General features: G+C 73.2%; 1 protein-coding gene. It reads left to right on the forward strand.

Annotated features, from left to right (window positions below):
* Positions 1-2: 2 nt before the first annotated feature.
* Positions 3-14,753 (forward strand): non-ribosomal peptide synthetase (locus tag KGQ19_RS12760; protein WP_212009318.1); only part of this gene is annotated, 14,751 nt, incomplete at its 3' end.

The following is a 14,753-nucleotide window of genomic DNA, read 5'->3' on the forward strand; positions in this document are numbered from 1 at the left end:
GCATGATCCCGCTCTCGTTCGCCCAGCGCCGGCTGTGGTTCCTGGAACAGATGGGAGAGGGCGGCGCCGCCTACCACATCCCGCTCGAAGTCCGGTTGACCGGCGACCTGGACCGGGCGGCGCTGCGCGCGGCGCTGGCCGACATCGTCGGCCGGCACGAGGTGCTGCGCACGGTCTTCCAGGACCGGGACGGCGAACCGGAGCAGGTGATCCTTGCCGGGGACCAGGTGCGGATCGAGCTGCCGGTGCTGCCGGTCGGAGCCGATGACCTGGCCCAGAGCCTGGACGCGACCGCGGCCCGGCCGTTCGACCTGGCCCGCGAGATCCCGTTGCGGGCCACGCTGTTCGAGCTCGGCGCGCGCGAGTACGTGCTCCTGCTGGTGGTCCACCACATCGCCGCGGACGGCTGGTCGATGGCGCCGCTGGCCCGCGATCTCACCGTCGCCTACCAGGCCCGGTGCTCGGGCCCGGCGCCGGAGTGGGAGCCGCTGCCCGTCCAGTACGCCGACTACGCCTTGTGGCAGCGCGATCTGCTCGGCGCTGACAACGACCCGGCCAGCAGGCTGTCCCGCCAGCTCGCCTACTGGGGCGGCGCCCTTGACGACCTGCCGGACCAGCTGACGCTGCCGTTCGACCGGCCGCGGGGCTCCCGGCCGGCCCGCGAGGGCGGTTCCGTGTCCTTCCAGATCGACGCCGACACCCATCGGGCGCTGGCCGGGCTGGCCCACGAGCGCCGCGTCAGCGTGTTCATGGTGCTGCACGCCGGGCTCTCGGCCCTGCTCACCCGGCTCGGCGCCGGGACCGACATCCCGATCGGCGTCCCGGTCGCCGGCCGGACCGAGGAGGGGCTGGCCGAACTCGTCGGGTTCTTCGTCAACACCCTGGTGGTCCGCGCCGACACCGCCGGCGACCCGGCTTTCGGCGCGTTGGTCGACCGGGTCCGGGACGCGGCCCTGAGCGCGCTGACGAACCAGGACGTCCCCTTCGAGCGCCTGGTCGAGGCGATCAATCCCCAGCGGTCGGTGTCCCGGCACCCGCTGTTCCAGGTACTGCTGGCCGTGCAGAACAACACGACGCCGGTCCTGGAGCTGCCGGGCCTGACCGTCGCCGCCGAGCAGCGGCAGATCGGCGCGGCCCGCTTCGACCTGGCCGTGCACGCCGTCGAGCGGTTCGCCGCGGACGGCGCCCCCGCGGGGCTGGAATGCCGGCTGGACTACCGGTCGGACCTGTTCGACCGCGGCACCGCCGAGGCGATCGCGACCCGGTTCGTCCGGTTGCTCTCCGGCCTGGTCCGCGAGCCCGCCCTGCCGGTGTCAGCGATCGAGCTCACCGACGCCGCCGAGCGGGATCTGGTGCTGCGGGAATGGAACGGCGAAGTCCGCGACGTCCCCTACGTCAGCGTGCTCGACCGGTTCGGCGCGAACGTCGCGGCCACTCCCGATGCCGTCGCGGTCGTCGACGATGCCACGTCCCTGACTTACGCACAGGCCGACGCCCGCACCGCCCGGCTGGCCGCGCTGCTGGCCGAGCACGGTGCCGGACCGGAGACCTTCGTCGCGGTGCTGCTGCCCCGGACCGCCGACCTGATCGTGGCTCTGCTCGCGGTGCTGAAGACCGGGGCCGCGTACGTCCCGGTCGACTCCGGCTATCCGGTCGAGCGCGTCGCCTACCTGATCGGGGACGCGCGGCCCGGCGTGGTGGTCACGGTCGCGGAACTGACCGGCCTGCTGCCCGCCGACGGTCCGGCGGCCGTGCTCCTGGACGATCCGGCCACGGCCCGGCGCCTCGCCGATCCGCAGGCGCCGTCGGCTCCCGCGGTCTTGCCGGACCCCGACCAGCTCGCCTACGTCATCTACACCTCGGGCTCCACCGGGCGCCCCAAGGGCGTCGGGGTCCCGCACAGCGCGCTGGCCGCCTACACCTCCCGGGCTCTGGACGCCTTTCCGGCGGCGGTCCGGCCGAGCACCACCGGCAGTACCCTGCTGCACGCCTCGATCGCCTTCGACGCCACGGGCACCTCGATCTATCCGCCGCTGGCCGGCGGCGGCAGCGTCCGGGTCGGGGTGCTCGATCTCAGCGGCCCCGACACCGGTCCGACCGCGCCGCCGAGCTTCCTGAAGGCCACGCCGAGCCACGTCGCCATCCTCGATGAGCTCCCGGAGAGGTTCTCGCCGAGCGACACCCTTCTGCTCGGCGGCGAGGCGCTGCACGCTGAGGCCGTGGCGCGCTGGCGCGCCGCGCACCCCGGGGTGGAACTGATCAACGCCTACGGGCCCACCGAGACCACGGTGAACTGCGCGGAGAACCGCATCCCGCCGGGCGCCGAGCTGTCCGCCGGGCCGGTCCCGTTCGGCCGGCCGTACTGGAACACCGGGATCTACATCCTCGACGAACTGCTGCGGCCGATGCCGCTGGGCGTCCCCGGCGAGATGTACGTCTCCGGGCCGCAACTGGCCCGCGGCTACCTGGGCCGGCCCGGTCTGACCGGCGAGCGGTTCGTCGCGAACCCGTTCGGGGCGCCGGGGACCCGGATGTACCGCACCGGCGACCTGGCGTTCTGGCGGCCCGACGGTCAGCTGGTCTACGTCGGCCGGGCGGACGAGCAGGTGAAGCTGCGCGGATTCCGCATCGAGCTCGGCGAGGTCCAGGCGGTGCTGGCCGAGCACCCGGCGGTCGGCACCGCGGTCGCGGTGCTGCGCGACGACCTGCCCGGCGGCCCGGGCATCGTCGGCTACGTGGTGGCCGCCGAAGGCGGGCTGCCGGATCCGGAGGACGTCAGGCGCACGGCCGCCGGGGTGCTTCCGGAGTACATGGTCCCCTCGGCGATCGTGGTCCTGGACGCCATCCCGCTCACCTTCAGCGGGAAGCTGGATCGCAGGGCCCTGCCGAAACCGGACTTCGCCGGCGGGATCGGCGGCCGGGCGCCGCGCACCCCGGCCGAGGAGGTCCTGTGCGCGGTCTTCGCCGAACTGCTCGACCTGCCGACGGTCGGCGCCGACGACGACTTCTTCCAACTCGGCGGGCACTCGCTGCTGGCCACCCGGCTGGTGAGCCGGGTCCGCGCCGCCTTCGGGGTGGAACTGCCGATCCGGGCCGTGTTCGAGGCCGCGACCCCGGCCGGGCTCGCGGCCCGGCTCTCGGACGCGGGCCGGGCCCGCACGGCGGTGCACCGGGTGTCCCGGCGACCCGCTGAGCTCCCGCTGTCCTACGCCCAGCAGCGCATGTGGTTCCTCCAGAAGATGGATCCCGAGGCCACCGCCTACAACGTCTCGCGGGTGATCCGGATCCGCGGGACGCTCGACCACGATGCCCTGACCGCCGCCGTCGGCGATCTGGTGCGCCGTCACGAGTCCCTGCGGACGCTGTTCGTCGAACTCGACGGCGTCCCGGTCCAGCGGATCCTCGACGCGGCGCTCGCGCGGCCCACGGTCGAGTTCTCGGCAGCCGACGGCGACGAATCGACGCTGCGCAGCACGCTGGCCGACGTCGCGCGCCGCGGCTTCGACCTGTCCGCGGACCTGCCGATCCGAGTGCGGGCCTTCGAGCTGTCCGCCGAGGAGTCGGTACTGCTGCTGGTCATGCACCACATCGCCGGCGACGGCTGGTCCATGCTGCCGCTGTCCGCCGATCTGGCCTTCGCCTACGGCGCGCGCCGTGCGGGCCGCGAGCCCGATTGGCGGCCGCTGCCGGTCCAATACGCGGACTACACCTTGTGGCAGCGCGAACTTCTCGGCGCCGAGGACGACCCCGACAGCGCCATCTCGCAGCAGCTGGCGCACTGGCGGGCCGCGCTGGCCGACCTGCCGCGCGAGCTGGACCTGCCGACCGACCGGCCCCGGCCGGCGGTCCTGGGGTCCAGCGGCGGCGCCGCGCCGGTGGCGGTGCCGGCCGAGCTGCACGCGCGCCTGCTCGACCTGGCCCGCGCGCACGGCGTCAGCCTGTTCATGGTGCTCCAGGCGACAGTCGCCACGCTGCTGACCCGGCTCGGCGCCGGGGACGACATCCCGCTGGGCACGCCGGTCGCCGGGCGCACCGACGTCGCGCTCGACGACCTCATCGGCTTCTTCGTCAACACCCTGGTGCTGCGCACCGACACCTCCGGGGATCCGACGGTCGCCGAGCTGCTGGGCCGGGTCCGGGAGATGAACCTGGCCGCCTACGCGCACCAGGATGTGCCGTTCGAGCGGCTGGTCGAGGTGTTGAACCCGGTGCGCTCGCTGTCCCGGCACCCGGTGTTCCAGGTCTTCCTCGCTCTGCAGAACAACGCCTCGGCCGTGGTGGACTTCCCCGGCCTGGAAGCCGTCGTTGAACCGGACGCGGCGGTCGCGGCCAAGTTCGACCTCGCCTTCAACTTCCGCGAGAGCTTCGGGGCGGACGGCTCGCCCGCGGGCATCGGCGGCGCGGTGGAGTTCGCGGCGGATCTGTTCGAGCCCCGGACGGCGGCCGGGCTGGTGGACCGGCTGGTCGCGTTGCTGACGGCGTTCGTTGAGGCTCCGGACGCCCCGGTGCACGGCATCGACATCCTGACCGAGGACGAGCGGTCCTGGCTGTGCGCGCCGCCGACGCCGCAGACGCCGCCTGCCGCGTCGGCCGGGCTGACGGTCCTGGACGCGTTCAGCCACTGGGTGCGGGCCACCCCTGAGGCCGGTGCGGTGAGTCTGGGAAGTCGCACCCTGACTTACCGCGAGCTGGATCAGCGGGCTGACGCTGTCGCGGCACGGCTGATCGCGGCGGGGGCCGGGCCCGGGACGCCGGTCGGCGTGTTCCTCAAGCGCTCGCCGGAACTGGTGGTCGCGATCCTGGCCGCGTTGAAGGCGGGCTGTGCCTATGTGCCCTTGCACGAGGCGTATCCGGCCGACCGGCTGAGGTGGATCCTGGACGACGCGGGCGTGGCGTTCCTGCTCACTGATGCTGGTGGCGCGGTCGCAGAACTCGCCGGAGAGCGTGAGGTGCTGGTTGTCGACAGCGCCGATGCCGATTTCAAGACCGATACCGAGGCCGTCCCGTCCGGCGTGATCGATCCCCGGCAGCTCGCCTACGTGATGTACACGTCGGGCTCGACCGGTGCGCCCAAGGGCGTCGCGGTGACCCATGCCGGGCTGCTGTCGCTGGTCGAGGATCCGAGCTGGCAGACCGGCCGGCACGAGCGGGTGCTGATGCACGCGCCGTACGCGTTCGACATCTCCGACTACGAGCTCTGGGTCCCGCTCACCCAGGGCGGCCGCGTGGTGCTCGCCCCGCCGGGCCGGCTCGGCGTGGACGACCTGGCCGGACTGATCGAGCGGGAACGGATCACGTCCGTCCACTTCACCGCCGGTCTGTTCCGGGTGGTCGCCGAGGAGGCACCGCAGTGCCTGGCCGGCGTGCGGGAGGTGCTGGCCGGAGGCGACGTCGTGCCGCCGGCCGCCGTGGAGGCGCTGCTGGGCAAGTGCCCGGACGTGGTGTTCCGGCAGCTGTACGGCCCCACCGAGATCACTTTGTGCGCCGCGCAGTTCGAGGTGCGGGCGCCGTACGAGGCCGGAGCGCGGGTGCCGCTGGGGCACGCGCTCTCCGACTCGCGGGTGCACGTCCTGGACGACCGGTTGCGGCCGGTCCCGCCGGGGGTGGTCGGCGAGATCTACATCGAGGGCCCCGGCCTGGCCCGCGGGTACGTGGGCCGCCCCGACCTGACCGCTGAACGGTTCGTCGCCTCGCCTTTCGGAGCGGCCGGGAGCCGCATGTATCGCACCGGCGATCTGGGCCGCTGGAACGCGGCGCGGCACCTGGAGTTCGCCGGCCGGGCCGACGACCAGGTGAAGGTGCGCGGGTTCCGGGTCGAACCCGGCGAGGTGGCCGCCGAACTGGCCGGGCACGGCGCGGTGGCGCAGGTGGAGGTGCTGGCGCGCGAGGACCACACCGGGCAGACCCGGCTCGTCGGCTACGTCGTGCCGGAGTGGTCGGCGCTGCACGACCGCCTGGAGGAGGGCAAGCTCGAGCAGGTCGCCGAATGGCGGCAGATCTACGACGCGATGTACGCCGCCGAGCAGGACGTCCCGTTCGGCGAGGACTTCTCCGGGTGGGCCAGCAGCTACGACGGCGAGCCGATCGCGCTGGAGCAGATGCGCGAGTGGCGGGCGGCGATCGTGGACCGGATCCGCGAGCTGGCGCCGCGCCGCGTCCTGGAGATCGGGGTCGGCAGCGGACTGATCCTGTCCCAGCTGGCCGCCGACTGCCAGGAGTACTGGGGGACGGACTTCTCCGCGGAGGCGATAGAGGCGCTGGGCCGACGGATCGCGGACCGGCCGGAGCTGGCCGGGGTGGTGTTGCGGCAGCAGGGTGCGGACGACGCGTCCGGGCTGCCGGAAGGCTTCTTCGACACGGTGGTCGTCAACTCCGTCGTGCAGTACTTCCCGAACAGCGAGTACCTGGAGAACGTGCTGCGCCGGGTGGTGGACCTGCTCGCCCCGGGCGGGGCAGTCTTCCTCGGCGACATCCGGCATCTGGGGCTGCTGCGGTCGTTTCACACGGCCGTCGAGCTGACCTCGGGCCCGGCCGCCGACCCGGACGCCGATCCGGACGCGGTGCTGCGCGCCGTGGACCGGCGGGTCGTCCGCGAGAAGGAACTGCTGATCGCGCCCGAGTACTTCCACCGGCTTCGCGGCTGGCTCGCGGACGTCGGCGGTGTGGACGTCCGGGCCAAGCACGCCGTGTTCCACAACGAGCTGAGCCGCTACCGCTATGACGTAGTCCTGCACAAGAGGTCCGCGGCTTCCGTGGCCGCATTCGACGATGCCGACGTGCTGCGCTGGAGTCACGCGGAGGGTTTGGCGCCGGTGGCCCGGCACCTGGCCACCCGGCTGCCGGACGCGCTGCGGCTGCTCGGCGTGCCGAACGCACGGGTCCTCCCCGAGGCGTCGGCTGCCCGGATCCTCCAGGAAGCAGGCCCGATCGAGCAGATCCGGGCGGCGCTGGACACTCCGGGTGGAGTCGACCCCACGGCCGTCGAGGAGCTCGGCGCGCGGCACGGATATCGGGTCCTGGCCACTTGGTCCGCCGCGGACGCCGAGCTCGGCACCTTCGACTACCTGCTGGTGAACGCCGCCCGGTTCCCGGCCGGGACACCGATCTCGACGCGGCCGTCCGCGCCGGCAGCGGCGGTCCCGACGACCGAGCTCATCAACAGCCCGGTGACGTTCCGGGAGTCCGCGGAGATCAGTACCCTGCTTCGCGATCATCTGGCCGGGCGGCTGCCGGACTACATGGTGCCGTCCATGTTCGTGGTCCTGGACGCGCTGCCGGTGACCGCGAACGGCAAGCTGGACCGCGCCGCACTGCCGTTCCCGGACTTCCTCGGCGAGGCGTCCGGCCGGGCCCCGGCAGACGATCGGGAAGCCCTCCTGTGCACGCTGTTCGCCCAGGTCCTCGGGCTGCCGCGGGTCGGCGCCGACGACGACTTCTTCGTCCTCGGCGGACACTCCCTGCTGGCGATCCGGCTGGTCAACGCCGTCCGCTCGGCCTTCGGCGTGGAGCTGACGGTCCGGGCGGTCTTCGAGGCGCCGCGGGTCAGCGCTCTGGCGCGCGTCGTCGCCTCCGCCGATCAGGCCAGGCGTCCGGCCTTGGCCCCCGTCGAGCGTCCGGCGCTGCTCCCGCTGTCCTTCGCGCAACGACGGCTGTGGTTCCTGGACCGGCTCGAAGGCCCGAACGGCGCCTACAACATCCCGATGGCGTTGCGGCTGACCGGCGCCCTGGACCGGGCGGCGCTGCTCGCCGCGCTGCGCGACGTCGTCGGCCGGCACGAGAGTCTGCGCACTGTGTTCCCCGACAACGACGGCGAACCGGTCCAGGACGTCCGCCCCGAGGTGACCGTCGAACTCCCGGTCGTGGCGGTGCCGGAGTCCGGCCTGGCCGCCGCCGTGGCCGAATCGGCGGGTGCGGGCTTCGAGCTCGACGCGCGGGCGCCGATCCGCGCGGTGCTGTTCACCACGGATCCCGCCGTGCACGTGCTGCTGATCGTGGTCCATCACATCGCCGCCGACGGCTGGTCGATGGCGCCGCTGGCCCGCGACCTGGTGGCCGCGTACACCGCGCGTAGCGCCGGTCGCGCGCCGGAGTTCACGCCACTGCCGGTGCAGTACGCGGACTACACGCTCTGGCAGCGGGACGTGCTGGGTTCCGAGGACGATCCGCACAGCGAGATCGCCCGCCAGCTCGACTACTGGCGGCAGGCGCTGGCCGGCCTGCCCGGCGAGATCGCCCTGCCGACGGATCGACCGCGGTCGGCCGCCGACAACGCCGGTGCGGTGCACGGCTTCGAGCTCACCCCGGAACTCCACGCGGGGCTGAAGGAACTCGCCGGTCGGCACGGTGTCAGCCTCTACATGGTCTTCCAGGCCGCGCTCGCCGCGGTCCTCACGCGGCTCGGCGCCGGAACGGACATCCCGCTCGGCGGGCCGATCGCCGGGCGCGGGGACACGGCGCTCGACGACCTCGTCGGGTTCTTCGTCAACACCCTGGTGCACCGGGTCGACACCGGCGGCGATCCGGCGTTCACCGAACTGCTGGCCCGGGTCGCGCAGAACAGCCTGGCCGCCTACGCGCACCAGGACGTGCCCTTCGAGCGGCTGGTGGAGGCGCTGAACCCGCCGCGCTCGCTCGGCCGGCACCCGCTGTTCCAGGTGATGCTCACGCTGCAGAACAACGCCGAGGCCGAGCTCGGGCTGCCGGGTCTGGTCGCCGAGCCGCTGCCGACGGCGCCGGACCGGGCCAAGTTCGACCTCGACGTCGAGGTCCGCGAGCGCCGGGGGAGCGGCGGCGTGCAAGGCCGGGTGGTGTTCCGTACCGACCTGTTCGACGCCGGCAGTGTCGAGCTTCTGACCCGGCGGCTGGTGCGCCTGCTGGAGGCCGTCGTCGCTGATCCCGGGGTGCGGATCGGGGCGGTCGACCTGCTGGAGCCGGCCGAGCGCGAGACCATCCTGCGGCAGTGGGGCGGCGGGGCTGCCGCGCTGCCGGTCGGGGAACACGGCCTGGTTGCTGCTGCCGCTGCCGATGATCCGCTGGCCCGGTTCCAGGCCAACGTCGTTCAGCGGCCCACGGCTGTAGCAGTGCACTGCGACGACTCCGAATGGACCTACGACCGTCTCGGCGCGCGGGCCAACCGCCTCGCCCACCGCCTCCTCGGCCTCGGTGCCGGACCGGAGCGGTTCGTCGCGGTCGCCGTGCCGCGCTCGGCGGAGATGGTCGCGGTGCTGCTCGCGGTGCACCAGACCGGAGCCGCCTACCTGCCGATCGACCCCGGCTACCCCGCGGAGCGCAACGCCTTCGTGCTCGACGACGCCGCGCCGATGCTCGTGGTGACCACTCGCGCGGCGGCCGACAAGCTACCCCGAGGCGGCACCGTCCCGCTGCTCGTCCTGGACGATCCCGCTGAGGCACAGACCATCGCCGCGCTGTCCGCCGAGCCGCTGACCGCAGCCGAACTGCTGGCTCCGGCGCACCCCGACCAGGCTGCATACGCCATCCACACCTCGGGTTCCACCGGCCGCCCCAAGGGCGTCGTGGTCTCGCGGCGCAACATGGCCGCGCTCGTCGGGTGGGCCGTGGACACGTTCGGACGCGAGGGCTTGGAGCGGGTGCTGGCCGCCACCTCGCTCAGCTTCGACGTGTCGGTGTTCGAACTGTTCGCCCCGCTCGCCGCCGGCGGCAGCATCGAGGTGGTCCCGGACCTGCTCGCGGTCGCCGAGCGGCCGTTCGCCGGGAGCCTGGTCAGCGGCGTGCCCTCGGTGGTCTCGGTGCTGCTGCGCGACGCCGGGTCCGCCCCGGCGCTGACGGCCGGCCGGATGGTGCTCGCCGGCGAGGCGCTGTCGGCCGAGGTCGTGGACCAGATACGCCAGGCGGTTCCCGGCTGTGCCGTCGCCAACATCTACGGTCCGACCGAGGCCACCGTCTACGCGACCGCGTGGTACGGCGACGGGGCCGGCGGCAAGCCGCTGATCGGCCGGCCGCTCGCGCATGCCCGTACCTACGTCCTCGATGAACGTCTGCAGCCGGTGCCGCCCGGGGTCGCAGGGGAGCTCTACCTCGGCGGCGCCGGAGTCGCCCGGGGCTACCTCAACCAGCCCGCGCTGTCCGCTGAGCGCTTCGTCGCGGACCCGTTCGCCGGGCCCGGGGATCGGATGTACCGGACCGGCGACCTGGTCCGCTGGACCGCCGACGGGCAGATCGACTACCTGGGGCGGGTCGACGACCAGGTGAAGATCCGCGGGTTCCGGGTGGAGCTGGGCGAGGTCGAGGACGCGCTGCGGCGGGCCGGCGGCGTCGCCGAGGCGGCGGCCGCGGTGCGCCGCACCAGCGGGGGCGACCAGCAGCTTGTCGGGTATGTGGTGGCCGCCGGGACCGAGCGGTCGGACCTCACGGACCTCAACCTCACAGACCTCAACCTCACGGACGTCAACCTCACGGACGTCAACCTCACAGACCTCGCGGGCCTGCGCCGGGAACTGGCCGCCGCACTGCCCGAGTACCTGGTGCCCGCGGTCATCGTCCCGTTGGCGGCGCTGCCGCTGACCCCGAGCGGGAAGCTCGATCGCAAAGCCCTGCCGGTCCCGGACCACGCCTTGGAACACCGGCCCCGGCGCGCGCCGCGGACGCCGCTGGAGGAGGAGTTGTGCGCCGTGTTCGCCGAGTTGGCGGGCACCGGTGAGGTCGGTGTCGACGAGAGCTTCTTCGACATCGGCGGGCACTCGCTGATGGCGGTCAAGCTCACGAACCGGATCCGGGCCCGCTACGACGTCGAGCTTCCGCTGCGGGCGGTGTTCGAGGCGCCGACGGTCGAGGAGCTGGCCCGGATGATCGGGGCGGTCGGGACGGTGGCGATGCCTGACCAGGTGGCGGGCGGGGTGCGGGCACCGCTGACCCGGATGCCACGGCCGGCGACGGTGCCGCTGTCGCACGCTCAGCAACGGCTGTGGTTCCTGAACCGGTTGGAGGGCGCGTCGGCCACGTACAACGTCCCGGTCGCCGTCCGGCTCGCCGGCCCGCTGGACCGGGACGCGCTGCGGCAGGCGGTGCACGACGTGGTCCACCGGCACGAGGTCCTGCGCACGGTGTTGCCCGAGACGGACGGCGAACCCCGGCAGGAAGTGCTCGATCCGTCAGACGCGGTGGTGCCGTTCGTCTTCGTGGACGGATCAGCGTTCGATGACACCGCCCTGGAGCGTGAGTTGGTCGCGCACGCCGCGGCCGGGTTCGACCTGACGCGGGAGATCCCGATCCGCGTTGTCCTGGTCGGCCTCGGGACCGATGAGCACCTGCTGCTGTTCGTGCTGCATCATGCGGCCACCGACGGCGGTTCCACGGCGGTGCTCTGGCGCGATCTGGTTTCCGCCTACCCGGCGCGGACGGCTTCGAGCGAGCCGCGGTTCACGCCGCTTCCCGTGCAGTACGCCGACTACGCCCTCTGGCAGCGCGACCGCCTCGGGGACGAACGCGACGCGTCCAGCCCGTTGGCCCGGCAACTGCGGTTCTGGCGCGGCGAGTTGGCCGGTCTGCCCGCGGAGCTGGCCCTGCCGACGGACCGGTCGCGACCGGCGGTGCCGAGCCATCGCGGCGGCGCGGTGCGGTTCGCCGTCGACGAGCGGACGCACGCCGGGCTGGCCGCGATCGGCCGCCGCCACGGCGCCAGCACCTTCATGGTGCTCGGCGCGGCGGTGGCCGCGCTGCTCAGCCGGCTCGGGGCCGGCGCCGACATCCCGCTGGGCACTCCCGTGTCCGGTCGGACCGATGAGCAGTTGGACGAGCTGATCGGGTTCTTCGCCGGAACTCTGGTGCTGCGCCTGGACGCCTCGGGCGACCCGGGCTTCGCGGAGTTGGTCGAGCGGGCCCGGCAGACCGCGCTGGCCGCCTACGCGCACCAGGATGTGCCGTTCGAGCTCCTGGTGGAGAGCATCAATCCGGAGCGGGCCGCGGCCCGGCACCCGTTGTTCCAGGTCATGCTCGCGCTGCGGACGGGGGAGGGCCCGGTCCCGGCCCTGGCCGGGGTCACGGCCGAGGCGGTCGGGGTCGAGGTCCGGGCGGCGAAGTTCGACCTCGAATTCGATCTGGCGGAGGACCGGGACGCCGCCGGGGCCCACGGGTTGGGCGGCGTGCTCCGGTACAGCGCCGACCTGTTCGACGCCGAGACGGCCGAGGAGCTGGCCGGACGCTTCGTCAGTCTGCTGCGACAAGTCGCCGCCGATCCCGACGCGCCGATCGGGGGCGCGGACCTGGTCCTGCCCGCTGAGGCTGCGGTTGTGGAACGGGCACTCGCGGGCTCCGGCGCGCCCGGGGCGCGGGTGTTCCCGGAGCTGTTCGAGGAACAGGTGCGGCGAACTCCGCAGAACGTCGCGGTGATCGGCGGTCCCGTCGAGCTGACCTACGCCGAGCTCAACCGCCGTGCCAACCGTATGGCGCGGAGCCTGGTCGCCGCGGGCGCCGGACCCGAGCGGCTGATCGCCCTGGCGTTGCCCCGATCCGTGGATCTGATCGTGGCGACGCTGGCGGTGCTCAAGGCCGGCGCCGCGTTCCTGCCGATCGATCCGTCGTATCCCGCCGAGCGGATCCGGCTCATGGTGGACGATGCCCGGCCGATGCTGGTTGTGGACCCGGACATGATGGCGAGCCTTCAGGCCCGAGCGGAAAACGATCTGGACGAGCGCGATCTCTCCGACCGGGACCGGCTGGCATCGCTGGCCGCGGCCCATCCGGCGTACGTGATCTACACGTCCGGATCCACGGGGCGACCCAACGGGGTCGTCGTCACGCACAGCGGCATACCGGCTCTCGCGGCGAGTCAGATCACGAACTTCGCGGTGACCGGCGAAAGCAGGGTTCTGCAATTCGCCTCGCCGAGTTTCGACGCCGCGTTCTCCGAGTTGTGCATGGCGCTGCTCAGCGGTGCGGCTCTGGTCGTGGCTCCGCAGGAGGAACTGCTGCCAGGCGCTCCCCTTGAAGCCCTGCTGCGGAGGCACTCTGTCAGCCATCTGACACTCCCGCCGGCCGCGCTGCCGCTGATGTCCGATGCCAGCTTGAGCGGGCTCACCGCGCTGGCGCTGGCGGGCGAGGCGCTGCCGCGTGCGGCCGTGCGACGGCTCGCCGGCCGGGTGCGGCTGCTCAACGCCTACGGGCCGACCGAGACCACGGTCTGCGCGACCATGAGCGAGCCGCTGGCTCCGGACGACGAGCCGACCATCGGGTCGGGCATTGCCGGGGTCGGGCTGCGGATCCTCGACGCCGCGCTGCGACCGGTGCCGCCGGGTGTGCCCGGGGAACTGTATGTCAGCGGGCTGTCACTGGCGCGCGGCTACCTGGCACGGCCGGGGCTCACTGCCGAGCGATTCGTCGCGGACCCTTACGGGGCGCCGGGTACGCGGATGTACCGGACCCGCGACCTGGTCCGGTTGGGCCGTGACGGTCGACTCCACTTCCTCGGACGCACCGACGACCAGGTCAAGGTCCGCGGTTTCCGGGTGGAGCCGGGCGGCGTGGCGGCGGAATTGGCGGCGCTGCCCGGTGTGGGGCAGGCGGAGGTCGTGGTCCGGGGCGACGCGCTCGTGGGCTACGTGGTTCCGCAGGATGCTGCCGAGCTCGACCCGTCGGCGCTGCGCCGGGCCCTGGCCGCGAAGCTGCCCGGCTACCTGGTCCCGACCTCGATGGCGGTGCTGCCCGCGCTGCCGTTGACCCCGAACGGCAAGGTCGACCGCGCCGCGTTGCCGGATCCCGGCGCCGACGGCGCGGGGGACGGTCGCGAGGGGGAGGGCCGTGAGCCGCGTGACGAGCGGGAGAAGGCGCTGTGCGCGCTGTTCGCCGAGACGCTGGACGTGCCCTCCGTGAGCATCGATGACGACTTCTTCGCGCGCGGCGGCCACTCGCTGCTCGCGGCCCGGCTCATCAGCCGGATCCGCGCAGACCTCGGCGTCACGGTCGGGCTGCGTGACCTGTTCGAGGCGCCGACCGTCGCGGGGCTCGCGGTCGTCCTCGACGGCGCGACCGGGACGGGCAGCGATTTCGACGTCGTGTACCCGATCCGCACCACCGGCGACCTGCCGCCGCTGTTCTGTGTGCATCCGGCGGGCGGCCTGGCGTGGTCGTTCGCCGGGCTGAGCGGGTACGTCGAACCGGACCGGCCGATCTACGGGCTCCAGTCCCGGGCCGTCGCGGACAACGCCCCGGACAGCCTTCCGGACGACCTCCGAGACAAGGCTTCGGACGACGCACAGTCGATCGCCGAGATGGCACAGGACTACCTGCTCCGCATCCTCGACCTCGCCCCGCACGGCCCCTACCACCTGGTGGGCTGGTCGGTAGGCGGCCTGATCGCCCACGAGATCGCGGTACGCCTCCAGGAACGCGGCGAGGAGGTGGCGCTCCTCGCCGTCCTGGACGCCTACCCGATCCACGCCCCAGAACCCGTCGACCCCGACGCGGTCCGCGACCTGGCCCTACGCGAAGGCGGCCGCTTCCTCGACCCAGACCACGCCACCGACCTGGCCGCCCGCCTGACCCGCGCCTACAACCACAACGTCCGAGCGGCGCGGCACCACACACCCCGCCTGTTCCAGGGCCCCCTGCTCCACTTCCGCGCCACCGACAAACCCGAAGGCAGCGCCCTGCAACCGAGCCTGTGGAGCCCCCACATCACGGGAGCCGTCGAAGAACACGCCGTCCCCTTCACCCACGACACCATGACCGACCCGGCCGCCCTGGCCCTCATCGGCCCCACCCTGGCCACCCACTCCACC

This window comes from Catenulispora pinistramenti (genome assembly GCF_018274385.1).
GTDB lineage: Bacteria > Actinomycetota > Actinomycetes > Streptomycetales > Catenulisporaceae > Catenulispora > Catenulispora pinistramenti.